Here is a 25,526-nt window from a genome sequence, read left to right on the forward strand (position 1 = left end):
TGCGGGACCGGTAGCGGATAAAGCGGTGCGGGTAGCGGACGAATCCGCCCTTGCCGCTACCTTTTTCAGGCCTCCGACCTGCCCGGTAGCGGCGGTAGCGGAAGTAGCGGACTCTCAGGGGGTGGGGGGCAGTAGCGCTCCCACGCGTCATGGAGGTCCGTGGCGTAATAGCCCTTCATCACGCTGCCGCCCGCTTTGATGTTCCGTGCCGATACCGGGGTGTTGTCCGCAGTCATGTACTCGCGCAGCATCCGCGCCAGCCCCCGCGCGTCCAGCGGCTTTCCGCTCATGTCCGCCCACGGCGCCTCGTCAAGGCTGTGCAGGCGGTCGAGAACGGCGACGGTGGGCAAGCGGTCGATGCCGTTGAACACGTGGTCGCGCAGGTCGGTGAGCAGCCGGATACCGGTGCTGCCCTTGTCTCCGACCTTGGCCGCGTTGACCAGTTCCACACATGCTGTGCGGGCTCGCTCCGGCCATTCGCCCCCGGCAGCGTCGGCAACCGCGAGAAGCGGTTCCCAGACGTCCGCCGGCCGGTCCGTGACCTCCGGGGGCAGTTCGGGGAACACTCCGTCGACCAAGTGCGCCACGGACTGCGCCCAGTTGGTGAGCCTGTCCCGCAGCGCGTTGCCTTCCTTCTCATGGATGCGCTGGCGGTAGGGCTCCACGTACTCGTTCCTCGCGCGGCGGCGCATCCGGATGATGACCGAGCGGGTCAGGATCGTGTCCGGCAGCGAGCCGAGCCCTGCCATCGCGACCGCGCAGTACGACGGGAACTCCTGTACTTGCTGGTTGGCTCCGTCCCCGACGCAGCGCCACATGCCGACTCCGCGGCGGTGGCCGGCGTTGAGGAATCCGCGAAGGGGTTCGTTGTCCCCGGCCTTGGGCCCGAAGACCGTGTCGACCTCGTCGAAGAGGATCGTGGGACGGGTCTCCAGGGTGGACACGGCACGGAAGAGCACGGAGGCGGACGCGTTGGCGCGACGAGCGGCTTGGGCACCAGGGTTTCGATGATCTCCAGCGCCCGCGACTTCCCGGAGCCTGGCTCCGGCGACAGGAACGCGATACGGGGCGTGGCGTCGAAGCAGTCGAGCAGGTGCGCGTTCCACAGCGTGACCGCGACGTAGGCCGCCTCGAGGGGGAAGACGTTGAAGCGACGGTGGAAGGCTTCGACCTCGTCGAGCAGGGCGGAGCCGTCCGTGGGTTGCGCCGGCGGATTGGTGGTCATGCCGCGGCCCTCCCTTCCTGGGTGGTGCGGAGCGGGCATTCGTCGCGGTGGGCGGTGTGATCGGCGATCAGGGCCAGCACCTTCGTGTGGCCAACGGCGCTGCGGTCCCTGCCGCACAGGCACTTCGAGGTGGCGGTGGGCACGGCGCCGCGCGGGGCACTGATGCACAGCCACGCGACCGGGTACCGGCCGTCACCCCTGCCCAGGTCAGAGCGAAGAGCAGTGCGGACGCCTACGGCGGCGCCTTTGGGCTCGCCCACGGCCGGACCGGGCGCCAGTTGTGCAGCGTCGCGCGGACCGGTGGGGGTAGCGGGAAGGCTCTTCAGGGAGGGGCGGTGCGGGGTGCTCATGCCGCCCTCTGCTGACTGTTGCGGGCAATCGACCAGTTCAGACCGCTGCGAATGGTCGCCTCACAGGACCGCGGAGCAAGACCAGCCTGCTCCCCCGCCCACTGAAGAGCCTCCTCAACCTGCTCCCTGGGGAGGTCGCCCCACGCGATGAAGCGCCCCAAGGCTCGCGCTGCCCGGAGCAAGGTGGCGTTGCGCTCGCCCTCCGGGGCCGTGCGCACGCTCGCGGTTTCGGCGTTCAAGCCCGATGTGGCGTAGCTGGACGCTCGAACCGATGACGGTGCAGCCGTTACTAACCCTTTTGGAAACCCGAGCAAGTCACGCTAGGTCCTTCCGGTTCGCTCGATAGCAGAGAACACCTGGGCGCGCGCCGTGTCGAAATCCTTCTGGCCACTAACGTCATCGTCCCCACCAATTACGATCACGCGATATTTGGCGACTGCAGCCATAATTTTAGATTTTCCGTACCAATTCACTGCCTCTTGCATAATTCGAGCGTTGAACACTTCGTGAAGATTCCCCAACTTCTGAGAGTCGACCAAAATTCGAGCCATACCGTGTACGTCGTAAGTTTCTCGAATGTAATCAAGGAACAAGCCGGTCATGCGTTGATCCTCCATGCGAAAAACCGGGTCTGCAGCCCTCGCGAGCGACTTGATGCCTATTTTATAGACAAAGGTTCGCACGAATATATCAGCAATATCCCATCGATCAGATTCGGAGATATGGTCCAGATATTCAAGGGGGTAAAGGGTTCGTCCAGCAGCATGCTCAACTAGGGGAGAAACCGCTCCCCCTTCACCCAGCTGAACAAGTTCTTCAACAAGAGGGATCAGGAATCTCTCCCTCTGGGATGACCGCCTTCCGGAATACTTAACCAGCCAAGAAGAGACGACTTCAGCCAGCGCAATATAATCTTTCCCGACCGTCCTGATCCGACGACCCGAGGCCAGAGTTCGACAAAACTCCACGAGCTCATCAAAATCCCGTCGCCCAATATCCCTCACGATAGGCGACACCGAAAACCTTTTGCCCCGACGCTCATTGAAGCCTATCTCTTCAATATCTAGCACAAAATTTGCCACACGCTCAGCCGAACGCTGCCGACAGTAGTCGATCATTAGATGCTCGGATAAGTCGCCAGGCAGCTCACGCTCAAGCCAGACACACAGCTGGGCGATATCACGACCGGAACGCGAGTATGCACATTCTGAGAGCTCTCGATAAACCGCACTCCTGCTAGATCCAGCCAGCTCCACAATCTGCGCCTGGACATACTCAATAGGAGCCCCTATTTCATCAACCCCCTCCCTTTCCAGCTCCTCCGCAATGTGCCGCTCAACAGCTTCCACTTGCACTTCTAGAACTATGCAGCGCTCTTCGGCACGATTTCTCTGAGCAATAGTCAGCCTCAGCTCCTCCTTTAGTCTTCCAATCTGTTGCTTGAGGCCTTCGCACTCATCTTCAAGCCGATTCTTATTTCCCTCGGAAACTAGTGCCGCGGCCTCATTGGCCACGCGGTCGGCCATCCAGTCAGATTGAAGCTGAAGAAATTCTCGCTGTAACCCTCTAGATTCCGACTCGCGCTGCTCCAAGAGCATTTCCAATGCTTCTTGATGGAGCAAGAGCCGCTTAACATCTCGCTGCGACTGATCAACCTCACCTCGCAAACTTTCCAGTTTGTGAAGTTCGGGATCGTACGCACACAAAGCCCTGGAGCGGAGTTCAAATAGCCGAGTACGCGTCCCCTGCGTTACTTGCACTCCCCGATGCTTCTCCACTTCCCGCAAGAGACGTTCAATGAACTCACTTGATGCGACGCGCCGCCCATTCAGAAATCTAGAAATGTAACTTTTGTCAAAATTCGTCCTTATTGCATACTGCTGCTGCGTGATGCCGAGATCCTTGAACAAGGTCATCAACTCGGTTGCGAGAGCTGCAACTTCCGGCAAGGTGCTCAGCTCGATCTCGGACCGGCGCCCCTCTGAGCTGCCATTTTGCTTCAAGATACCCCCCATCCACTTGCCTCGATTGTTGCACTCAAGAGTCAAGCAATGCGGCTTCTTGCATCGAAGGCTCCCGCTGCATGGTGCTCTCAGTCGGTCTTCGTCCACTGGAGTCACCTTGATCTTGACCAGCCTGCTCCCCTGCATCACCGGATCGGCACGTGGCGCGCAGCGAGTACTGCTCGTCGCGTTGTGTCTATTGCCCATCCTGGTGGTAACCGCCGCCAGCCTTCCCGCCCTCGCTGTGCTCCCGTTCACTCGGGACGGATCCGCCAGGTCGCTAGGCCTGCTTCGTCAACTCATGAGTTGGACACGGAGCACCCTTGTCGAGAGCCGTTGAGGGGAGGCTTACGACCTGAGCAGCAAGCGGGGAGAAAACTGGGAGAAGATCTTCTCCCAGCAGCCCCTGGAGTCCCCGCCAGACCAACTCAGACCAAGACCTTGAACTGCGGAGATACCTTCCTAGCCGTGTCTGGATCTTTCCCTGACCTTATTCGGGACGAAGAGGTCGTGGGTTCAAATCCCGCCACCCCGACAGAGAAACGCCAGGAAGGGCCTGATCCTCAGTGAGGATCAGGCCCTTCCTGTCTCTCCAGTGATCGTTTGGGGGGACACCGCACCAAGCCACCCTGGCCGCTCGCGCTAGCGGTCGGCTGGGTCGGGTGCAACCCAGGTGGCTGTCACGTGGCTGGGTCGACTTCACGAACTGCGCTTACCCCTCGCGAGGAAAGCTGACCACGTGGAAGTGATCGCGTGTGCGCACGAGATGTAGGCATGGTTCGCCCGCACAGCCGGTGACTGCCTCGGCGTCATCGCGGGGGCGCGGCCGGAGCCGCCGACAGCAGTGGAGCGGGGTCGGTCCGGCAGCACGCCGTGGCGGACGCGTTCGCCTGGTCTATACGGCCGGTGGGAGGAACTGCCTCGTCGCTGTGAAGGCGAGCCGGGAGAACAGCGTGCCGGAGAAGCCGAACAGCAGGGAGAAGGCAAGGGCGAGCGGCTGTGTGGGGGCTTCCCAGGAGTTGTCGAGGAAGACCTGGCCGAGGAGGTTGAGGTCGGGGTCGGCGAGCATGCGTACCAGCAGGAGACCTCCCACCGCGGCAAGGGCACCCCCGACGGGGGCCAGCACCAGCACACCCCATGACCTGGGTCGTTCGGGCTGCGGTCGCAGGACCCCGATGACCGGTGACAGGAACCCGCCGAAGGCTCCCAGCAGCATCGTGAGCTGGTGGTCCAGGGCCATCCCCAGGGCGAGAAGCACACCGACCCCCGTCGAGGCCAGCCAGAGAGCAATGCGTTGCTGCTCGAACTCGGCGTCCAGCTCGGCGTCTTCGCGTGCGTGGAGACGTTCGTACACCCCGATGAGCACGGCACGTGCCCCCGGCCCGGAGTCGGGAGCGGTGGTCAGCGTGGCGGCGAGTTCGGTGTCGGCCGGGTTCTTGGAAGCCGCGAGCAGCAGGCGCAGGGACTGCAGGAGCACGGTCGTCTCCTCGTCGTTCTCCAGCCGCAGCAACCGGCGTTCGGCGGCGTGCAGGACCCGCCAGGCGGAGCCGAGTTTGGACAGCGGGATGGCGATCACACCGGCGCGCGGGAGCAGCCTCCAGACCACCGTGCCGAGCTTCTCCAGGTCGTTCAGTCGTTGGACCACCGCCGTGAGCAGCGCGTTCGCCGCCGGGCCGTCGTCGCCCGCGGTGAGGATCCCGGCCCGGGCCCGGCAATCACCTATCCGGCCGAGCAGGTCCCGGTATCTCGGGGCCGCGATCAGGCCTCGGCTGGTGACGAAGACGAGTCCCAGATAGACGGCACAGGCCGATATCAGCGCCTGGTTGCCGCTCTCCCTCAGTTGCCCGAGCACTATGCTCCCGCTTCCTCTCGGCTGTCGGCCGGCCGCTGGTCAACCCGTCGAACGGCTGGCAGGTTGATGATCGCCAGGCCCTCCGAGCAGGCGACCGCCACCCGGCCGTCCGCCACGCAGAGCCCGTGGACGGCCAGCCCGACGGGCACCACCGACGGCGCGGCGGACCCGAGCGGGTCCCAGACCCGTAGATCCCTGTCCCAGCTGCCGCTGATCAACCGGGGACCGTCCGGACCGGCGTTGGCCCAGGTGATCGCCGTGACGGGCTTGGAGTGACCCGTCAGAACCCGTTCCTGGACACCGGTGGCGGGGTCGATGACGCGGATGGAGCGGTCTTTGCCGCCGACGGCGAGCAGCCATCGGCCGTCCGCCTCGAACGCGCAGAGCGACAGGGCGCCGGAGGGGAGGAGGACGGGGTCGCGTGCCTCGGTCCGGTGGTGCGCGTCCCACACCCGCACCTTCCGGTCGGCACCGGTGGTGACGAGCATGGCTCGCTTGGTGTCCGGCTCCGGGAACCACGCCATGGCCGAGATCCTCTTGTCGTGTGCGGTGAACTCGGGGCCGAAGGTGGTGTGTGCGACGGGGTCCCACAGCCGCACCTTGCGGCCGTACGCACCGGCCAGCAGGGCCTTCTTCCTGCCGGGTCCCGGGAACGAGACCAGCGCTGTCAGCGGGCCCCGGACTGCCAGAGGGGGGTCGATGTGGCGGCTGTCGGCGGGATCCCAGATCCGGATGCACCCGTCGTTGCCTGCGGTGGCGAGCAGCTGCGCGCGGCCACCCGCCTGGACGGCCGTCACGGCGTGGACCGCCCGCGGGTGCAGCAGCCTTCCCGACGGCCGGGACAGGCCGGGGTCCCACAGTCCGGCGGTGCGGTCGCTGCTGGCCGTCGCGAAACTGATCCGGCTGTCCTGTCGCCGGTAGGTGGTCACCGCGTGGACGGAACCGCTGTGGCGCAGTGTGCTGTCGTCCGAGGGCGCTGGGAGAGCGGCGGGATCCCAGGTCTTCACCCTGCCGTCCTGGCCCGCCGTCGCGAGCATCGTCCGCAGTCCCGGGCCCGTGAAGACATGAAGGGCGCGGATCCCCTTGGTGTGTCCGGTGGTCCACGGTTCGCCGACCCGGTTGCCGGTGAGCGGGTTCCACAGGCACAGGGTGCCGTCGTCGCCCGCCGAGACCAGCATGGTCCGGCCGTCCGGCCCCGCGAACACCGCCAGGTCGTTCACCCGCTTGGTGTGTCCGGCCAGTTCCGGCCTCGCCTGCCTGCCCGTGGTCGGATCCCAGACGCGCACGGTCCCGTCCTCGCCGCACGAGGCGAGCAACGGCCGACCGGCGGGGCCGGTGAAGCCGCGGACCACGGAGATACGGCCGTGGCGAGCGCCCCACTCGGTCACCGGGGACGCGTCCGCCGACTCCGCGAAAGGGTCCCAGACCCGGATCCGGCCGTCCTGGCTCGCGGTCACCAGCAGGGTCCGCCGGTCCTCCCCCGGCAGAGCCGGCTCGGTGAACGTCGCCATGGCCCGCACCCAGTGCCTCCGATCCGCTCCCGGCCGGTTCCGGTAGCGCGACATGTGCGCCGGTCGCGGCTCGGACGCGGTGCGCAGCATCCCCCTCAGGGTGCCGTCGGCGGGGTCCCAGACGCGTACGACGCCGTCGTCGCCGCCTGAGACCAGCAGAACCCCTTCGTCGGTGGTCAGGGTGGTCAACGACCGTAATCCGCCGGGGTGTTCGAGCGGGGCCAGTACGTGGGCCCCCTGTCCCCGGACCCGCCACAGCCGGATCGCGTCCCCACTGCCTCCGGCAGCCAGCAGGGTCTGCCCGTCCGGTCCGGGAAACGCCAGGACGGTTCGCACCTCCCGGCGCCCCGCACCGGGCAGCAGATGGACGCGCTCCCCCATGGGGCTCCAGACCCGTACGCTGCCGTCCGCCCCGCCGGCGGCCAGCAGATCGGTGCCCTGCCGGCCGGCGTACACGGTCAGGGCGTTCAGCTCCCCACGGCCGCGACCGTCCATCGTGGTGTGCGGATCCTGCTGGCGCAGCCACGCCCGGTGGACGGTCCACGCGCCTGTGCCGGGGGGCGAGGAGGAGGCCGCCGGGAACTCGACGGTCCCGGCCTGCTGGGCCATGGCGATCTCACGGATACCTCGCCGGTCACGGGGACGGGCGTTCACCAGGCGGTGGCGCGCGCCGATGACACCGGTGATCTCCTCGGGCGCGTCGGCCCTGTCCAGGGCGGAGCGCACCGCGTCCGTGCCCAGTACCCGCGCGTCCAGCCGGTCCAGTACATCGGTGCGGGCCGCCAGACAGCGCCAGCCTTCCAGGCCCGCCGCGGCGGCGTGACCGGACAGATAGCGGGACGGATAGGGGTGCAGCGGCTCGCCGGACCCGGTCCGGACGCCGTTCAGCAGAGCGCGGACGATACGGGTGTGGCCCTCGCGGATCGTCGCGTCGCCGTCGATGGCGAGGAAGTGTTCCTGGAACGTGTGGTGAGCCAGCCGGTACACCGTCACGCCGTTGTCGTCGTCCAGGCTGATGTACGGGGAGGCCGCCCGGATCAGGTCTTCGAAATCCGTGCGGCCGGGCTCCGGTTCACCGGAGAGCGCTGTGACCACGGTCAGCCAGATGTCGCCGGTGAGCGGCAGGCCCCCGCCCTGGGCGTAGGCCAGCGCGCGCAGCATGTGACCGTGGGCGGGTGCGGCGGCCCGGAGCCGGTCGACCGCCGCCGCGAACAGCCGCCGTGGATCGGCCCCGCTCAGCAGTCGCCCCAACTCGTCCGCGTCGTCCAGCACATGGGGACGGGCCGAGATCTCGTGGACCGCGAGACGTGCGAAGAGAAAGCTCCAGTTGTCCGGTTCGATCAGGTTGCGGATCCGGGCCCGGGCGCTGTTCGGCAGGTCCGCGCCGAGGGCGGCGTTCAGCCGGTCCGTCACATGCATCACGACGTCGTCGGGCTCGGCCCTGAGCGTGACCGACCGGAGCCCGGCAGCCGGGACCGATCCGCCCGGGGGCGAGGGCTCGACGCCGAGGGCCTCCAGGATGTCCGGGCCGTGCGGGGAATCGTCGCTGCGGCCCTCCGGAGCAGTGGACGGCCTGGTGCCGACGAGCAGCCGTACCTCCGGCAGGGCGGCCAGCTCCCGCAGCACGCCGTCGGCCATGGCCACGGGGTCCTGCGCCTCGTCCAGGCCGTCCAGCAGCAGGGTGAGCCGCCGCCCGCTCCCCCGCACCCGGCGGATGAGCCACTGGGCGGGCCGCACCAGGTCACGCTGGAACATGGGCCCGCCCAGATGGCAGGCGTCGGCTATCGCCGTCACAGCGTCGATGGTGCTCAGGTTGCGCAGCGTGAGCGCGGTCGTGAAGGCGTCGTCCGGGGGACGACCGCGCTCGTCGGCCTCGATGACCAGGCCGAGAGTGTCCAGCACGGTGCGGAGTGCGGGCTGGGACTGCGCCAACAGGTAGCCGAGGAAAGCCGACTTGCCCGCTCCGGGCTCTCCGGTGACGACGAGCATGCCCCGGTCGCTCTCGTGCAACCAGTCCACGACCTGGCGCCGTTCTGCCCTGCGGCCCGTGAAGTGCCATGTCACATCGCCGAGTTGGGCGTCGCGAGCGTGTCGGGCGCTTTCGGTGAACTCCTGGATTCTGTCCGGGGCCAGCCGGCGCAGGGCCGCGTCGAGCCCGTCCATCATGTCGAGGGGGCCGCGCACGGACAGCCAGGGGTCACGGCGGACCAACCGCGCCCACGGGGACAGACCCGACGGTTCGCTGAAGTCGCTGCCGTGCAGGAGTTCCCTCAGCCGTACCGCCAGGTCGTGCAGCGGTATCGCCGCTCTGCCCCGGAAGTCGGTGCCCACCACCCGCTCCAGGGCGGTGCCGAACTCCCCGAGCCGCGTGGTGCCGGTGCCCGACACACCGAACAGCACCACGTGATGCTGTCCTTCGTCCGTACGCAGGGCACTGCCGGCCTGCTCGACGAACGTCTTCGAATGGCAGGCGTCGACGACAGCGAAGGTCCAGACGGGTTCGGGGGCGGCGTACGCGCGGTCGCCCAGCGCCTCAGCCAGGTCGGCGGGGCGGATGCTGCTGGTCGCGTCGCTGGTCAGCAGCCGGGCTCCCCGACCGGTCAGCTCGCCGTGGCCGATCCAGTACAGGACGGTGTCACGGACCTTCCCGTCCTGGCACCACTTCTCCAGACGCCCGGTGACCGCCGCGTGGCCGCGGCCCGCCATGGGGACGTCCCAGGTCTCGTCCTCCACCCCGAACAGGGTGAACACCTTTTGGACACGCGCGAGTTCGGCTTCCACCTGCGGGAGGTCCGCCTTGTCCTCCCGCGCGTACTCGCCGATGGCGAAGGACAGCATGGCGGGCGGCTTCGGGGGCTCAGTCATCGTGTTCCGGTCCGGTCGCGAAGACGAGCTGGCTGACCGGCGCTCCACCGGGGGGCTGGAACGTCACGCGGTACAGCCCGGGGCTGTCGAGCGTGACAGGCGCGTGCAGTTCGCCGTCGCGTGGCTGGAGGCGGACCCGGTCCGCCCACCTCCTGCGGGTGTCGACCGACTCCACCGTGCAGAAGGCACCGGGGCGGACCTCCGCTCCCGTGACGACCGCGGTCCACGTCTGATGGGGGACGACCACGCCGTCCGGTGTGTCGAGTCCGATCCGTCCCGTGTCGGTGCCGAGCGGGGGACCACCGGTGCCGAGATCGCCGTCCCGCAGGATTCTCACCACCCAGCGGACGACCTCGTCGGCCCGTCCCAGGTCGGAGTGCGACTGGAACAGCCGGCCCACAGGACGCACCCCCGGTACCTCCGCGGAACAGCTGGGAACGGTGCCGTCGCCCCACTCGTTCTCGCGGCGCGGCTCCTCGGTCGTGCCCCGCAGGGTCGTGAAGAGCGGGGTGACGACGCCGTCGTCGATGCGCAGGCTCTGCGCGGTGCGCTGGGCGGTTCCCAGTAAGAGCTGATGGTCGCCGGCAAGCGCGGGAGGGTTCGGCACCTGCCGCTCCTGCCACGCGGCCGCCTGTACGGGGTCACCGCCGAGCCGTACGACGTCCGCGGCTGTGAGGCGCCGTCCGGAGCCCCCTTCGTCCAGGCAGCGGTACTGGGGCAACAGGTCGTAGACCCCGGGCAGGGTGACCGCGAGGGCACGCAGGCCGTCGTCGGGATCAGGTCGAAGCAGGGCCGAGGCCGGACGTCTCGCGGGAAGGAACGGAAGCCCTCGACCGGAGTTCAGCAGGACCGCCGCCTTCGGGGTGCCGTGGAAGGGCGATCCCAGGGTGACGCAGGTCCGGACGAGTGGCTGCACGTCCGGGTCCAGTGACACCCGACGCGCCAGCAGGCCGCCCATGGAGTGCGCCACCAGGACGAGTTGGGCCGGATCCTGCGGCTGCGAGGGCTGCTGCCGCATGGCCGCGTCGTGGGCGTCGTGGGCACGCCACTGTTCCAGATGGATCAGCGCGGCCTCAGCGAGCAGCCGCGCGTTGTGAGCCACGGGAAGCCGCCAGTCGTACGGGAACTCGAGCACGGCTTTCTCGTGCGCGACGGCACCGTGGACTCCGCGGACGAGGTCGCGGTAGCGCTCGATGCCGCGGAACCCGGGGAACCAGGCCGCGTACCGCAGGAGCCCACCGGGGACGATGCGCCCGTAGTGGCCCTCCTGTTCCTCCTCCGTGAGCCGCAGCCTGCGCAGCGCCGCCCCGCTGAACCAGGACGCGGCGACGGGCCCGTCCCCCCAGACCGGTTTCTGCGGGGCGTCGCGGTCCACGAGCACACTGCCCATGATCCCGGGGATGACGACCACGGCGTCATGAGTGGCGTACGGACGCGGTATGTCACTGCTGAAGCCCGGTCTGGCGCTCATAGCCGCAGACAATAATCGTCATCGGGGCCTCACGACCCCTCTGCTCTCGTACTGCCCCGCAGCAGTCCGGTGAACCAGAGGGCCGGTACTCATCCCAGTACCGGCCCTCCGGCGTTCCGCGCGTCCCGCGTGAGCGGCCCTCAGTAAGTCAGCGCGTCCTGCGCGCTCGTCAGCCAGTAAGTCACCTTCAGCGAGTCGTCCACGTACACGCCCTTCGACGGCAGGCTCGGTGTCGCCGCCGGGCTGATGCTGTTGTTGTCGCGGTCGAAGAAGTAGACGGAGAGGGACTTGGCGGTGCGGCCGTTGGTGCCGGTGCCGTCGTCGCCGCCGGAGAGGGCGACGCCGGCGTAGCCCGACTGGCCCGGGGTGAGGGTGGTCACCGCCTGGGGCTGGGAGTCCTTCATCACCGGCGGTACGGACTGGGCGTCGTCGAAGTTGACGGCCGGGTAGTAGTAGAGGTCGCAGGTCTTGGAACCCGTGTTGGTGACGGTGAGCAGCATGTGGTTGATGGGGCGGGTGACCGTCTGTGCGGTCACCTTGGTGTTGGCGCCGTTGCACGGGACGCTGCTGCTCGCGGAGGTGCCCGAGCCTGAACCCGAACCGGAACCCGAGCCCGAGCCCGAGCCCGCGGCGGAACCCGATCCCGAACCCGATCCCCCGCTCGTCTTGCTGCCGCCCGTCCCCGAGTTGCCGCCCGTCGAGGAGTCGCCCGTCGACGAACCGCCCGACGTGGACCCCGTCGAACCGCCCGTCTTCGTCGCCGCCGGTGCCGGCGTCGCCACCGTGGAGGAGGTCGGGTCGGCCGCGCCCTCGTCCTGTACTCCCAGCTTGTCGTTGCAGGCGGTGAGCGAGAGCGCGGCGAGTGCGACGGTGGCGGCGGCGAAGAGGCGGGTGCGGGGACGGGCGGTGAACGCGGACATGGTGGTGGTCCCTTTCGGAAAGGTGGGAAGTGGCCCGCCGCTCAACCGGTCGGCGGGCGGCGTGCTTTGATGACCGCAGCCTGTGCCGCTTTCCGTCCCACCCGCTACGACAGCCGGGATCTACGGGAACCTGGAACGTTCGCACCGGCTCCTACCTGGGGGAACAGTGGCTCCCTGGAACGCTCGACTGGAATGGGGGCAGGGTGGCAGGGCCTGAGGAGACCGCCGATTTCGCGGCGCTGATACGGGAGCTCAAGGACAGGTCGGGGCTGAGCTACGGCGTGCTCGCGAAGCGGCTGCACATGAGCACGTCGACGTTGCACCGGTACTGCAACGGCGATGCCGTCCCCACGGAGTACGCCCCCGTGGAGCGGTTCGCGCGGCTCTGCAAGGCGACCCCGGACGAGCTCGTCGAGGCCCACCGCCGATGGATCCTGGCCGACGGGGCACGCCAGCGGGAGCGGAAGGCGGCCGCCGGGACAGCGGCAACGGCGACCGCAGCGACTGCGGCAACTGGGCCAACTGGGCCGACTGCGGAGCCGGGCACCAACACCAGCACCGGCACCCCCGCAACCACCACTCCTCGCCAGCCGCCGCAGTCGCCGGAATCAACTCCTCACCCCGCGCGAGCAGTCCGTCGGTCCGTCCCGCCGCCAGAGTCGACAGCACCGCGAGACCCAGCGAACCACCCACCACCTGTGTGGTGTTGAAGAGCCCGGAGGCCAGTCCCGCGTCCTCCTCCCGCGCGCCCGACATGGCGAGCCCGGTCAGCGCGGGCATCGCGGCGGCGAACCCGGCGGCAAGGAGGAGCAGTGGCGGCAGTACGTCCGTGAGGTAGGAGCCGTCGGCGGGGGCGCGGCCGAGCAGGGCCATCCCGGCGATGATGAGGACCAGTCCGGCGAGCAGTACCCGGTAGGCGCCGAAGCGGCCGATGGTCCGCGCCGACAGGCCGAGCATCAGGACCCCGATCGCGACCGGCGCCGGCAGGAAGGCCGTGCCGGTGAGCAACTCGCTGTAGCCGAGCACCCGTTGGACGTACAGCGCACCGATGAACTGGAAGCCGAACATCGTGCCGATCATCAGGATCTGCACGGCGTTCGCCCCGGTCAGGAGCCGGGAGCGGAACAGCCGGAGGCGGAGCAGGGGGCGCGCGGCCCGGGCCTGGCGGACGGTGAACGCCACGAAGAGCGCCAGGGCGAGGGCGGCCAGCAGCAGGGTGGCGGTGAGGGAGCGGTCGCCGGTGCCGATGATGACGTAGACCGTGAGCATCAGCGCGCCGGTGACCAGCGCGGAGCCGGGGTAGTCGGCGCCTCTGCCGAGTCCGGCGCCCTGCTCCGGGGCGAGGACGCGGACGGCCGCGAACCAGGCCACGATCCCGATCGGGAGGTTGATCAGGAAGATCCAGTGCCAGTTCAGGGCCTGGGTCAGTGCCCCGCCGAGGAAGGTGCCGAGCGCCCCGCCGCCGGCGCCGACCGCGCTGAACACCGCGATGGCGCGGGCCTGTTCACGCGGTTCGGGGAAGAGGGCGACCAGCATCCCGAGGACCACCGCCGAGGCCATCGCCCCGCCGACGCCCTGCACGGCCCGGGCCGCGATCAGCATGCCCTGGCTCGTCGCGACCCCGCACAGCACGGAGGCCGCGGTGAACACGGCGAGCCCCGCCGTGAACATCCGCTTGCGGCCCACCAGATCGCCCAGCCGGCCGACGAGCAGGAGCAGTCCGCCGAACGGGATCAGATAGGCGTTGACGACCCAGGCGAGCCCCGGCCCCGAGAAACCGAGGTCGCTCTGGATCGCGGGCATGGCGACCGTGACGATGTTGCCGTCCAGGATCGTCATCAACGTCCCCGCGCACAGGACGACCAGGGACGCCCAGCGGGAGTACGTTCGTGCCAGCTCTCGCGGCGGTGACTCGGACAAGGTCGACATGGCTCGTGGCCTCCATAGTTCTCCGTAGTGCCTAAGGGCACGACTTGTAACGGGGACCATCGTGAGGAACCATGGAGGTCGTCGTAAGGAGGCACTTCAATGTCCCGAGGGAACACCGGTGTTACCGCCCAGGTCGTGAACGCGCACGCCTGTCCGGTCCGTGAGGTTCTTGACAGGGTCTCCGGCAAATGGAGCGTGCAGATCCTCGTCGCGGCCGCCCACGGACCCATCCGCTTCACCGAGTTGGAGCGCAGCATCGAGGGCATCAGCCGCCGCATGCTGACCCTCACCCTGCGCAACCTGGAGCGCGACGGACTCGTCACCCGCACCGTCCACCCGACGGTGCCGCCGAAGGTCGAGTACGAACTCACCACGGTGGCCGAGGAGTTGCACGAGACGCTGCTCCGGCTGACGGACTGGGCGGAGCGGAACCGGCACCACATCGCCGAGTCCCGCGCGGCCTACGACACCGAGCACCGGCCGGAGTTGACCGACTCGTAGGCCGCCCGGCCCTTGGCTCAGAGGCCGAACAGGCCCGGATCCGTCGTCAACTGCTTGAAGTGCTCCCGCGGTTGCTCGACCAGCCGGCGCGCCTTGAGGTCCAGCAGCCCGCCGACCGACGCGGCCTCGGCGGAGACCGTGCCGTCCCTCTTGGTCATCGTCTGGAGGACCCGGAACGTCTTGCCCTCGCCCCACTCGAAGGCGCAACTCACCTCGACGTCCTCGCCGGCGCGCAGCTCGCGGAGATAGCGGATGGTCGTCTCCAGGACGACCGGCGCGACCCCCTGGGCGAGCAACTCGGCCTGGCCCACCCCCGCGGCCTGCAACAGCGCCCAGCGGGCATGCTCCGCGTACTGGAGATACACGCTCTGATTCAGGTGTCCCAGGCTGTCGGTCTCGTATCCGCGGACGGTCACCGGGACGGAAAACGGCTCGCTCACTGCGTTCCCTTCTCGCACTGATGGACGATCTGCCGCACCGATCTTGGCATGTCCGTCAGGTCCGGTCGGGTCCGTTCACGTCCGTCGCGGCGAGGCAAGCAGATAACTCGCCCCTGTACGCGGCTCCTTGTGCTCGCTCACCTGCCAGCCCGCACGCTCCAGCGTCCCCGCACAGGCGCGCAGCGCCTCCCCGTCCGGATCGCGCACGGCGACCGCCTCCGGCTGCGGGGTCGCCCGCACCTTGTAGCCGCCGGACTCCCGCCCGGCGGAGTCCCGTGCCGCGGGCCGGTGCCCGGCGGCCTCCAGGGCGAGCGCGGCGGCCCGCACCAGATGCGTACGCTCCCAGCCGCACGGCCGCTCCACGGAACCGTCCGGATTCGTCATCCGGCGCAGCTCCAGCAACCCCTGCCAGGCGCTGTGCACTTCGCGGGTGCGGACGGCGGGGCCGACGCCCGTCTCCTCCTCGCCGCCGATCCGCGCGGCGAACACCCCGGAGGCCGAGGCCGCGGGAGTGTCAGCAGGGGCGGCGGGCTCGTCGGCCTCCGGCGCGGACTCCCGTATTCGATGCCCCGCAGGCGTCAGAAAGTGGTCGTGCGGCGGACGCGGGTGCCGGAACGCCAGCCCCCGCTTCACCAGCGCGGCGAGCTGCGCCTCCGTACCCCGCAGCCGCCCCGTGACGGGATCGGCGGCGTCGATGACACGCCGCTGCGCGGCGGTCGGCGGTCGTGTCACGGCGTGCTCCTCCCCATCCGGCGGCCTGCTGGGATGCCCGATTCGCGTCCCATTCGAAGATTACGACGGGGGTCTGACATTCCAGGCGGCGATCACCGGCCGCCCGTGCTCCGTGCTCAGCCGGCACAGTGTCCCGGTCGCGAGCTGGAACAACGCGCCCTTCGACGGCGGCAGCCCGAGCCACCGCGCGGTGAGCACCCGTAGGAAATGGCCGTGGGCCACCAGGACGACCACGCCCTCGGTGTTGGCGAGGGCCGCGTCCACCTTGGCCAGCGCGCGGTCGGCGCGCTCGCCCACCTGCTCCGGGCTCTCCCCGGGATGGTCCGGCGGCCCGGGCGCGACCCCGTCGGTGAACAGGAACCAGTCCGGCCGGGTGCGCTGGATCTCGACGGTTGTGATGCCCTCGTAGCCGCCGTAGTCCCACTCCCGCAGATCCACGTCGATGCGGACGTCGGTCAGTCCGATCAGCTCGGCTGTCTCCCGCGCGCGTTGCAGGGGGCTGACGAACGCGGCGCCGACCCGGTGCGAACGGATCAGCGGCACCAGCCCGCGCGCCTCCTGGCGCCCCTTCGCGGTCAGCGGGACGTCGGTCCAGCCGGTGTGCCGCCCCGACCGGGACCATTCGGTCTCTCCGTGCCGTACGAGGAAAAGATCACCCATACCTCACAGGCTATGGGCCCACCGCTCCAACGTCGCGAAATCGCTCTCCCGTAGACCCTTGCGCGGGTCCACCTTGAGGAGGAGCGCCGACCCGTCGTGGTGTGCCTCGACATGCCGTACGTCCAGGTCGGTGATCAGGTCGTCGACCCACACGAAGGGGCGGCCGGCCGCCCAGTCCACGATCTGGCGGGTCTTCCAGTAGAGGCCGTCCGGGGCCTTGGCGAACAGCTGGACGAACTCGATCACCTTCAGGTCGCCGGGGAGCCCGACCGCCGGCGCGATCAGCTCGTTGGCCTGGTGCATCCAGGTGGTGGCCCAGGCAGGCTCGAAGGGGAGCGCGAGTATTCGCTCCCCGTGCCCGGGATGCAGGCGCACCCGCAGCCCGCGCCGCAGCCGCCGGGAACCCGGCTCCTGCCGGGCCGACCAGTTCGCCGGCCACAGCCGGTGGGTGACATAGCCGCGATGGCGCAGGAACCGCGCGCCGTACGGGTTCAGTGGTCCGTCGACATCGAGGAGCAGCAGAGGGCGGTCGGTCATGCGGAGGAGTTACCCAGGGCGGAGTGCCCGTAGCTGCCTGATGGGCCGCTATTGCCGATACCCGCCCAGGAAGCGCCCGATCCGGCCGATCGCCGCCTCCAGGTCGTCCGCGTACGGCAGCGTGAGGATGCGGAAGTGGTCGGGGGTCGGCCAGTTGAAGCCCGTGCCCTGGACCACCTGGATCTTCTCCCGGAGCAGCAGGTCCAGGACGAACTTCTCGTCGTCGTGGATCTTGTGCACCTTGGGGTCGAGGCGGGGAAACGCGTACAGGGCGCCCTTCGGCTTCACACACGAGACCCCCGGGATCTCGTTCAGCTTTTCCCACACCACGTTGCGCTGTTCGTGCAGCCGCCCGCCAGGAACGGTCAGGTCGCGGATCGACTGGCGGCCGCCGAGCGCGGCCTGGATGGCGTACTGCGCGGGCGCGTTGGGGCACAGCCGCATGGAGGCCAGCATCGTCAGGCCCTCCAGGTAGTTCTTGGCGTGCTGCTTCGGGCCCGTGACCACCAGCCAGCCCGAGCGGAAGCCGGCCACGCGGTACGTCTTCGACAGGCCGCAGAAGGTGAGGACGACCAGGTCGGGGGCGAGGGCGGCGGCCGAGTGGTGCACGGCGTCGTCGTAGAGGATCTGGTCGTAGATCTCGTCGGCGAAGACCATCAGGCCGTGGCGGCGGGCGAGGTCGAGGATGCCCTCGACGATCTCCTTGGGGTAGACGGCGCCGGTGGGGTTGTTCGGGTTGATGATGACGACGGCCTTGGTGCGGTCGGTGATCTTCGCCGCCATGTCGTCCAGGTCCGGGTACCAGTCGGCCTGTTCGTCGCAGAGGTAGTGGACCGCCTTGCCGCCGGAGAGTGTCGTCACCGCCGTCCAGAGGGGGAAGTCCGGGGCGGGGATGAGGATTTCGTCGCCGTCCTCCAGCAGTGCCTGTACGGCCATGGAGACCAGTTCGGAGACGCCGTTGCCCAGGAACACGTCGTCCACGTCGACTTCGAGGCCCAGGGTCTGGTAGCGCTGGGCGACCGCGCGGCGGGCGGAGAGGATGCCGCGCGAGTCCGTGTAGCCGTGGGCCTGGGGGAGCATCCGGATCATGTCCTGGATGATCTCCTCGGGCGCCTCGAAGCCGAAGAGCGCGGGGTTGCCGGTGTTCAGGCGCAGGACGCTGTGGCCCGCCTCCTCCAGTGCGTTGGCATGCTCGATCACCGGACCGCGGATCTCGTAACAGACCTCGCTGAGCTTGCTCGACTGCCGGAACTCCATTGCGCCCTCGCCCCATCGGGTTCGTGTGTTGCTTGGTTTTACCAAGTGTGAGCTTGGAAAGTCCAACAACATGTCTAGACTGCGTCGCATGTCACCTCGCCGAAGCTACGACCAGTACTGTTCCGCGGCCCGGGCCCTCGACCTCGTCGGCGACCGCTGGACCCTGCTGATCGTCCGCGAACTCCTCGCCGGCCCGCGCCGCTACACGGACCTGCACGCGGATCTGCCGGGTGTCAGCACGGACGTACTCGCCTCACGGCTGAAGGACATGGAGCGGGACGGGCTCACCACGCGACGGCGGCTGCCGCCTCCGGGAGCCGCCTACGTCTACGAACTCACCGGACGGGGGCGGGAGTTGCTGCCCGTCCTCCAAGCTCTCGGCACCTGGGGCGCCTCCGAGCTGGGGGAGCGGCGGCCGACGGACGCGGTACGCGCCCACTGGTTCGCGCTGCCGCTGCTGCGCGCGCTGGAAGGTGAGGGGCTGGTCGAAGTCCGGCTGGAGGAAGGGGAGTTCCATGTGTACGCGGGGGTGGAGGCGGACGGGGCGGTTTACGGGGAAGGGCCCGCTCCCCGGGAGCCCGACGCGCGTCTCGTGCTCGACGTCGACACGTGTACGGCTGTCGCGCAGGGGGAGTTGAGCCTTCCGGACGCGGTGCGTGCCGGGCGCGTCGAGGTGAGCGGCGACGGGACGTTGGCAAAGGCGCTACGAGAGGCGTGAAGGCAGGCGTGAAATGACAGAAGGCCCGCCGAGAGCGGGCCTTCTGATGATCCGTCACGGATTTACATGCCGGGCGGCGGGACCCGCCTCGGCCGTCCCGAACCCCGGGTCAGCGCGTACCCGCCGATCCCTGCGAGCGCGGCCAGCACGCCGCCCACGCCGGTCCACACCCAGCGGTCGGACCACCAGCCGGAGGACCAGCCGCCGTCGGGCTCGATGCTCGACAGCGCCGCCGACGTCGACGACGAACTGTCTTCGGACGAACTGTCCTCGTCGGACGCCGACTTGACCGCGATCCCCGGCGTCAGCGGCTGCGCCAGCGAGCCGTCCACCGCCGCCGAACCGCCGATGTCCTTGGAGTCCACCCGCAGTTCGGTACTCACCGGCTGGCCCAGGTCCGCGGACTGGAGATCCACGACCGTCAGCCGGACGTAGTACGTGCCGGGCAACGGGTCGTTGGCCCACTGCTCCGACCAGGCACGGACCGTACGCAGCGTGCACGCCAGGTCCAGGGAGGCGACTCCCTGCGCGGCGGTGCGCGTGGCGGCCCCGTACTGGCAGGCCTGGCGGCGCCGCAGCCCGTCGTAGACGTCGAGCTGCCACGTCTCGCCGGCGTGCGTGTCCGGGAGCTTCACCGTCGCCTTGACGGTGGGGCGTTGGCCGGCGTCCGCGGCGAACGACCAGTACAGGTAGTCACCTGTGGAACCGCTCGCGGTGCCTGCCTGCCCCTGGTCGAGCTCCGTCGCCGTACGGAAGGAGGTGCCCGCCTGGGTGGGTGCCGAACTGTCGTCGGAGGGGCTCGCGGACGGCGAGGAGTCCGCCATCGCGGGCGTCGCCGCCAGCCCCGCCAGCAGCAGGGCCGTGCTCAACACTCGTGTGATCCGCATCAGTTGGTCCTCCAGACCGCGAGACGCCAGCGCGACAGCCAGCCCCACAGCAGACCCGCCACGAAGCCGGTCAGCACGAGGGCGCCGAGCAGCCACCAGCCGCGGCCGAGGCCGAAGGAGGCCACGTCGCTCGCCCCGCTCGGCCCGTCCACGACGTCCACGGTGAGTTCGAGGGGCAGACCGGGAGTGGTCTTCACCCCGGAGGCCGCCGAGAAGGAGTTGGTGACCTGGAGACACACGGTCTCGGCCGGGGCGCTGTCGTCGTCGCTCTCGGCCTTCGGGTAGCGCAGTCCGGTGGAGACGACGTCCGTACGGCCGTTGCCGGTGCCCTCGCCGCGCACGATCTCGCGGCCGTGCACGGTGACCGCCCGCAGCAACACCCCGTAGTCCGGGTTCACTTCACGGTCGGCGCCCACACTCACCGAAGCGCGCAGCTCCTGACCGGGGTCGACGTCCACGCGGTAGAAGCGCTGCTTGCCGAACTCCTCGCGGTCCGTGTACAGACCGGACTTGAGGGTCGGGGCACTGCTGCACTGAGCCGTGCCCTCTGTGGCGACCGGGGTCACCACCGGGTCGGCGGCCCGGTCGACCAACTGGCCGACGCGGTCGGAGAGTTCCTCCTTGTGCTGCACGGAGGTGTACGTGCCGCCGGTCGCGTCCGCGATGCAGCTGAGCTGGTCGCGGGTCTTGGCGTCCGGCACCAGACCCAGCGTGTCGATGGTCAGGCCGATGCCCTTGGCCGCGATCTCGCGGGCCACCTCGCACGGGTCCAGCGGCTGGCAGGTGTCCTCGCCGTCGCTGATCAGGACGATACGGCGGGTCCCGTCACCGCCGTTCAGGTCGTCCGCCGCCTTCAGCAGCGCGGGACCGATCGGGGTCCAGCCGGTGGGCTGGAGCGTCGCCACCGCGGCCTTGGCCTCGGTGCGGTTCAGGGAGCCCACCGGGTACAGCTGCGCGGTGTCCTTGCAGCCCGTCTTCCGGTCGTTGCCGTGATAGTTGGCGCCCAACGTGCGGATGCCGAGCTGCACTTCCTCGGGTGTCGCGTCGAGCACCTCGTTGAACGCCTGCTTCGCCGCTGCCATCCGCGAGCCGCCGTCCATGTCCTTGGCGCTCATGGAACCGCTGACGTCCAGCACGAGTTCGACCTTGGGGGAGGCCGCGGAGTCCGTCTCGTCGGCGACCGCTCCGGCAGGGAAGGCGACCCCGGCCGTGAGGGTGGCGAGCAGGGCACAGATCCCCGCCGCCAGCCGTTGTCTTGTGATCATCGCCGGATCCTATTGATCAGATGGACCCGGCTCCAAAACGAGTGGGTTCGGCAGCCCGGTCCACTGGTCCCCCGGCAGCTCCGGCGACAGCCGCATCAGCGTCAACGCCTTGCTCGGCAGCGGCTGTTCGAGCAGCGTGCGCAGGTCCGGCGTGCGCGGCAGATCCGGTACGACGGCCGCCAGCGCCGCCCTGAGCGCCGTACCGGAACCCGCCGTACCCGCGAGCGCTCCCGCGACGAGAGACCCGAACAGCTTGCGGCGCAGGGTGAGTTCGTCGTCGGTGACGATCCGTCCGCTCAGCTCCGGTACCGGAATGCCCTGCTCGGCAAGGCGCTTGGGGCTGACCCGGATGTCGGCGAGATCCCGGTAGACCAGGCGCAGCGGGGCACCCGTGCGGGACAGCACCACCAGCAGGTTCTGACCGTGTGCCTCAAGGGCCACACCGGACTCCAGCAGCCGCAGACAGACGACGAGGGCGAGACGGGTGAACTCGGCCAGCCAGGCGGGGGATCGGGGCAGGCCGGTGACCGCGAGGGCGGCTACCGGCAGAACCCGCTCGCCCGCCTCCGTGTCCGCGTACGTCTGCGGCGACTCCCGCAGCACGGCCGCGAGATCCGGCGAGTCGGCCGTCGCCGCGCCCAGCGTGCGAGTGACGTGCAACAGGCCGTCCGAGCGCGCCGCCAGTGTCTCCCCGAACGCCGACAACGTCGCCGACAGGCCGATCGAGTAGACCGAGATGTCCCGCACCGAGGACGTCAGCCGGGCGCTCAGCGCGGTCTTGACGTGCGGTCCGTCCGGCAGGGCGAGGGTCCGCAGCGACATCAGCGGATGCGCGCCGACCGGACCGTCCCCCGCCCGCTTCAGCACATGCGCCGCCTGCCACGGGTGCACCGGGATCAACAGCCGCCCCCCGTCCCGCAGTTCGTCCGGCCACACCCCCGTCACCAGACACTCCTCCGCTCCCACCGGCACCGACCCGAGCGCCACCACGGGCCGGTGCTCGGGCCCGTACGCGAGCTGCTCGGCCACCGAGAACCCGGGCCGGGAGCGGCAGTTGGGGTGGAAGGGATGCCCGTCGACGATCCGCTGCTCCCACTCCCAGTCGTGCGCCGGCCAATCCTCCGGGAAGGTCGGCTGGTTGGCCCGCGACAGCGCCAACGAGGCGACACTGTGCCCGAGTTCGGCCGCGAACGCGGTCCCGTGCGGCACCGCGAGGTCGGTCATCAGGCGCGCCGGATCGTCGTAGGCGATGTCGTCGAGGTGGACGACGGAGACGTACGCGGCGGTCGCGAACGGGTCCGCGTGCGGCCCGCGCAGCCGCCGGCCGTCGCAGAGCCGCAGGACGGTGCCGGGCGTCCGGCCGGCGATCCACGGCAGCGGCTCGTGGGCGAGCGCCCGCCACAGCCGGGTGAGTACCGCCGCACGGGCGCCGGGGAGTTCGGCCGCGTACCGTTGCACGAGGTCGGGCCGTACGGCGGCGAGTTCCTCGGCGACCTCGGTCTCGGGATGCGGGGGACGGTCCACGGTCGACTCCTCGGGTGCGGACGGGGCGTCATGATCGGTGACGACGAGAGACAGGGCGGGGGGACACGGTGCGACGACGGACGGGGCGGCGGGACACTGTGCGACGAGAGACATACTGATCGCGATCGCAGGACACGGACTTGAGGAACGAATGGATCGCGTCGACTTCACACCCCCGGGCGACGACGTGGCGGAGCGCGCCGACGCGTACGCGGCCGCGCCCCTGCTCAACTGCCTGCTGCGGGAGGTCGCCCGGCCGCTCCCGGACGCGGGGGAACGACGCGTGTACCGGCTGCCGGGGAGCGGCCGGCTGCTGCGGGTGCGCGGCGAGCGGCGGCCCGCCGAACCCGAGGTGTACGCGGACGGCGACTGGCACCCCGTAGGCCACACCGAACTCGTGAAGCTCGTCGCCGACGAACTGCGCCGCCACACCGGGGTGTCCAACCACGAACTGCCCGCCGAGATGACCGACAGCCGTGACGCGGTCGCCGCGCTGCTCACCGCCCGCGACCGGGCGACGGCGCCGACCGACCCGTATCTCCGCTCCGAACAGTCCTTGATCACCGGCCATCCCTACCATCCCGCGCCGAAGGCCCGCGGCGGCGGCCCCGTCGCCGGCTGGCTGCCCTACGCCCCGGAGGCGTACGCCCGTTTCCCGCTGGTGCTGCTCGGGCTGCGCGAGGACGCGGTGGTCGAGGAGGGGGACGTCTCGGCGCTGGACGCCTTCGGCGAGGCCCCGCCCGGCTACCGGCTACTGCCCGCCCACCCCTGGCAGTTGGACCTCGTCGGCACCGGCCTGGCGGAGGCCTTCGCGGACGGGCGGCTGATCCGGCTCGGCACGACGGCGACGGAGGTGTGGCCGACGGCGGCGATCCGCACGGTGTACAGCCCCGGGTCCGTGGAACGCGGGGACGACCTGTTCCTCAAGTTCAGCCTCGACGTGCGCATCACCAACGACGTACGCCGGTTGTGGCGCCACGACCTGCTGAAACTCCAGCGCACCGACACGGCCGTCCGGGACGCCTTCGCGGTGACGGCCGGCCCGGCGGCCTGGCTCGGCGACCGCGGCTACCGCACCGCCGACTTCGCCTTCGAGGAACTCGCCGTCCTGGTCCGCGACGGCCTGCACGACCACCTCCTGCCCGGCACGACCCCACTCCTCGCCGCGGGGCTGGTGGAGGGCTTCGACGGCAGCCCGCTCGACGGTACGGCCGACCCGGCGGCCTGGTGGGAGGCGTATCTGCGCCAGGTCGTACCGCCCGCGCTCACGGCGTTCGCCGACCACGGCGTCGTACTCGAAGCGCATCTTCAGAACACGCTGGTCGCCGTCGACGCGGACGGAACGCCCGTGCAGGCGCTGTACCGGGACGCGGAGGGCGTGAAACTGCTGACCGACGTGGACCGGGCCGCCGGGTGGGAGCGGCTGGTGTACTGCCTGGTCGTCAACAACCTCGTCGAGATCGCCGGAGTCCTCGCCGAGCGCCACCCGAAGCTGGACCCCTGGCCTTCGGTTCGCGCCGAACTCGCCCGGCACGACCTGCCCGAGGTCGCCGGACTCCTCGCCTCGCCCACGTTGCCCGGCAAGACGAACCTGCTGCTGCGCTGGACCGGAGCCGATGGTGCCGACGCGCGTTATCTGCCGTTGCGGAATCCGCTGGTGAGGTGAAGGGGCGGCCCGGCGGTGCACCGATCCGAGTGAAGAGCGGGACGGAAGGGAACCGTTCCGAGCCCGGTGACGTCATGAGCGGAGCACCTAGACTGGTGGCCGGTATCGGGGGAGCCTCGCGGCTGATTACCGCTGCTGGACGGGGACGGGGGCCGCTCGACGGGGACGGGGGCGTCCGGGCGACGAGTTCCAACAGCCTTGCCGGAGAGGCGAGATGGGGGAGTGATGAAACCGCTCCGAGCGAGTGATCCCGCCTCCGTCGGGGAGGGCAGATACCGGCTGGTCGGACGGCTCGGCCAGGGCGGGATGGGCGTCGTCTACTTCGGCCGGTCGCGGTCGGGCCGGGCGGTGGCCGTCAAGGTCGTACGGCCCGAACTCAGCACGGAACCGGGCTTCCGGCGCAGGTTCGCCGACGAGGTGGCCGCGGCCCGCCGCGTCGGCGGCTTCCACACCGCGCCGGTCGTGGACGCCGACCCGCAGGGCGACCCGGCCTGGCTGGTGACGGCGTACGTACCCGGACCCACGTTGCAGACCGTCCTCGACCGGGTCGGCCCCCTCCCCGCGGACACGCTCACCGTGCTGGCCGCCGGCCTCGCCGAGGCACTGGCGGCGATCCACCACGCCGGGGTCATCCACCGCGACCTGAAGCCCGCCAACATCATCGTCGCGGAGGACGGCCCCCGGGTCATCGACTTCGGCATCGCACGGGCCCTCGACGGTACGGCGCTCACGCAGACCGGGTTCCAGATCGGCACCCTCGGCTTCCTCGCGCCGGAACAGCTCACCGGGGGCGCGCTGACGCCCGCGGTGGACATGTTCGCGCTGGGTGTGGTGCTCGGGCAGGCGGCGGGGCGCGCTCCCTTCGGGGACGCGGTGGCCGCCGCGTGGCCGTACCGCGTCGTCCATGAACAGCCTGATCTCACGGACGTCCCCGGTCAGTTGGGCCTCCTGGTCGCGGCCTGCCTGGCCAAGGACCCACGGGATCGGCCCAGCCCGTCGGAGTTCCTCGACCAGCTGACGGTCCGGCATCCGTCGGATGTGTGGCTGCCGGAGGAGGCGACCGCGCTGGTACGGAGTCAGGATCCGGCGGGGTATTTCGCGGGGGTGGATCTGCCGGCGTGGGCTACGCCGTCTCGGCGGCCTGCAAGCCCCTCCTCCTCCTGGCCCACACCCGCACGGCCGTCGACGCGGTCACCAGCGTGGCGTTCTTCGG

The 25,526-nt window shown here is 69.7% G+C and carries 19 protein-coding genes and 2 pseudogenes; 5 read left to right on the forward strand and 16 right to left on the reverse strand.

Annotated features, from left to right (window positions below):
• Positions 1–65: 65 nt before the first annotated feature.
• The 7 genes and pseudogenes from ACNFOC_RS14195 to ACNFOC_RS14225 all read right to left on the reverse strand — a co-directional run bounded on the left by ACNFOC_RS14195 (position 66) and on the right by ACNFOC_RS14225 (position 12,197).
• Positions 66–1,225: pseudogene (locus ACNFOC_RS14195) on the reverse strand (DUF3631 domain-containing protein).
• Positions 1,222–1,575, reverse strand: coding sequence for a hypothetical protein (locus tag ACNFOC_RS14200; RefSeq protein ID WP_416959467.1), 354 nt, complete (start codon positions 1,573–1,575; stop codon positions 1,222–1,224). Before ACNFOC_RS14200 ends, ACNFOC_RS14195 begins: the two are co-directional and overlap by 4 nt.
• Positions 1,576–1,895: 320 nt before the next feature.
• Positions 1,896–3,578 (reverse strand): helix-turn-helix domain-containing protein, encoded by a 1,683-nt coding sequence (locus tag ACNFOC_RS14205; RefSeq protein ID WP_416959468.1) that lies wholly within the window; start codon positions 3,576–3,578, stop codon positions 1,896–1,898.
• A gap of 895 nt (positions 3,579–4,473) precedes the next feature.
• Complete coding sequence (locus ACNFOC_RS14210; RefSeq protein ID WP_416959469.1) at positions 4,474–5,430, reverse strand: hypothetical protein; 957 nt, start codon at positions 5,428–5,430, stop codon at positions 4,474–4,476.
• Positions 5,430–9,806: a P-loop domain-containing protein gene (locus tag ACNFOC_RS14215; RefSeq protein WP_416959470.1), complete on the reverse strand. Its 4,377-nt coding sequence runs from the start codon at positions 9,804–9,806 to the stop codon at positions 5,430–5,432. Before ACNFOC_RS14215 ends, ACNFOC_RS14210 begins: the two co-directional genes overlap by 1 nt.
• Positions 9,799–11,277, reverse strand: a complete 1,479-nt coding sequence (locus ACNFOC_RS14220) for an esterase/lipase family protein (protein ID WP_416959471.1) — start codon at positions 11,275–11,277, stop codon at positions 9,799–9,801. The genes ACNFOC_RS14215 and ACNFOC_RS14220 overlap by 8 nt, the downstream gene beginning before the upstream one ends.
• Positions 11,278–11,417: 140 nt before the next feature.
• Positions 11,418–12,197 carry a DUF4232 domain-containing protein gene (locus ACNFOC_RS14225; protein WP_416959472.1) on the reverse strand — a complete coding sequence of 260 codons (780 nt, stop codon included), beginning with the start codon at positions 12,195–12,197 and terminating at the stop codon, positions 11,418–11,420.
• Between the two features lie 29 nt (positions 12,198–12,226).
• On the opposite strand from ACNFOC_RS14225, the pseudogene ACNFOC_RS14230 reads away from it, so the two are divergent.
• Positions 12,227–12,547: pseudogene (locus tag ACNFOC_RS14230) on the forward strand (helix-turn-helix domain-containing protein); the annotation flags it as partial.
• On the opposite strand, the gene ACNFOC_RS14235 reads toward ACNFOC_RS14230, so the two are convergent.
• Entirely contained in the window at positions 12,450–14,126 is a 1,677-nt protein-coding gene (locus ACNFOC_RS14235) for an MFS transporter (RefSeq protein ID WP_416959473.1), read from the reverse strand. The pseudogene ACNFOC_RS14230 and the gene ACNFOC_RS14235 sit on opposite strands and share 98 nt — an antisense overlap.
• A 99-nt stretch (positions 14,127–14,225) precedes the next feature.
• Between ACNFOC_RS14235 and ACNFOC_RS14240 the strand changes: the two genes are divergently transcribed.
• Complete coding sequence (locus tag ACNFOC_RS14240) at positions 14,226–14,627, forward strand: winged helix-turn-helix transcriptional regulator (protein ID WP_416959474.1); 402 nt, start codon at positions 14,226–14,228, stop codon at positions 14,625–14,627.
• Between the two features lie 17 nt (positions 14,628–14,644).
• Here the strand turns inward: ACNFOC_RS14240 and ACNFOC_RS14245 are convergent, their stop codons facing one another.
• The 5 genes from ACNFOC_RS14245 to ACNFOC_RS14265 all read right to left on the reverse strand — a co-directional run bounded on the left by ACNFOC_RS14245 (position 14,645) and on the right by ACNFOC_RS14265 (position 18,253).
• Complete coding sequence (locus tag ACNFOC_RS14245; RefSeq protein ID WP_416959475.1) at positions 14,645–15,067, reverse strand: acyl-CoA thioesterase; 423 nt, start codon at positions 15,065–15,067, stop codon at positions 14,645–14,647.
• A 75-nt stretch (positions 15,068–15,142) separates the two neighbouring features.
• A complete protein-coding gene (locus tag ACNFOC_RS14250; protein WP_416959476.1) occupies positions 15,143–15,799 on the reverse strand; it encodes a hypothetical protein in 657 nt (218 codons plus the stop codon).
• Between the two features lie 60 nt (positions 15,800–15,859).
• The gene (locus ACNFOC_RS14255) at positions 15,860–16,459 is read right to left on the reverse strand and encodes a histidine phosphatase family protein (protein WP_416959477.1); all 600 of its coding nucleotides are present in this window, start codon (positions 16,457–16,459) and stop codon (positions 15,860–15,862) included.
• 3 nt (positions 16,460–16,462) lie between these two features.
• Positions 16,463–16,996, reverse strand: coding sequence for an HAD domain-containing protein (locus ACNFOC_RS14260; RefSeq protein WP_416959478.1), 534 nt, complete (start codon positions 16,994–16,996; stop codon positions 16,463–16,465).
• 48 nt (positions 16,997–17,044) lie between these two features.
• A complete protein-coding gene (locus tag ACNFOC_RS14265) occupies positions 17,045–18,253 on the reverse strand; it encodes a pyridoxal phosphate-dependent aminotransferase (protein WP_317887857.1) in 1,209 nt (402 codons plus the stop codon).
• Between the two features lie 88 nt (positions 18,254–18,341).
• Here ACNFOC_RS14265 and ACNFOC_RS14270 point away from each other — a divergent pair, with 88 nt between their 5' ends.
• Positions 18,342–18,971, forward strand: coding sequence for an HxlR-like winged helix-turn-helix transcriptional regulator (locus tag ACNFOC_RS14270; protein ID WP_416959479.1), 630 nt, complete (start codon positions 18,342–18,344; stop codon positions 18,969–18,971).
• A 62-nt stretch (positions 18,972–19,033) separates the two neighbouring features.
• Here ACNFOC_RS14270 and ACNFOC_RS14275 read toward each other — a convergent pair whose 3' ends face one another.
• From ACNFOC_RS14275 to ACNFOC_RS14285, 3 genes are read right to left on the reverse strand one after another with little or no spacing between them, the layout of a single operon-like run.
• Positions 19,034–19,858 (reverse strand): hypothetical protein, encoded by an 825-nt coding sequence (locus ACNFOC_RS14275; protein ID WP_416959480.1) that lies wholly within the window; start codon positions 19,856–19,858, stop codon positions 19,034–19,036.
• Entirely contained in the window at positions 19,858–21,123 is a 1,266-nt protein-coding gene (locus tag ACNFOC_RS14280; RefSeq protein WP_416959481.1) for a VWA domain-containing protein, read from the reverse strand. Before ACNFOC_RS14280 ends, ACNFOC_RS14275 begins: the two co-directional genes overlap by 1 nt.
• A 9-nt stretch (positions 21,124–21,132) precedes the next feature.
• Positions 21,133–22,647 (reverse strand): IucA/IucC family protein, encoded by a 1,515-nt coding sequence (locus tag ACNFOC_RS14285; protein ID WP_416959482.1) that lies wholly within the window; start codon positions 22,645–22,647, stop codon positions 21,133–21,135.
• A 151-nt stretch (positions 22,648–22,798) separates the two neighbouring features.
• Between ACNFOC_RS14285 and ACNFOC_RS14290 the strand changes: the two genes are divergently transcribed.
• Entirely contained in the window at positions 22,799–24,313 is a 1,515-nt protein-coding gene (locus ACNFOC_RS14290; RefSeq protein ID WP_416959483.1) for an IucA/IucC family protein, read from the forward strand.
• 225 nt (positions 24,314–24,538) lie between these two features.
• On the forward strand, positions 24,539–25,526 hold a 988-nt coding region (locus tag ACNFOC_RS14295; RefSeq protein ID WP_416959484.1), incomplete at its 3' end, for a serine/threonine-protein kinase.

It is taken from the genome of Streptomyces colwelliae, from assembly GCF_048158785.1.
Taxonomy (GTDB): domain Bacteria; phylum Actinomycetota; class Actinomycetes; order Streptomycetales; family Streptomycetaceae; genus Streptomyces.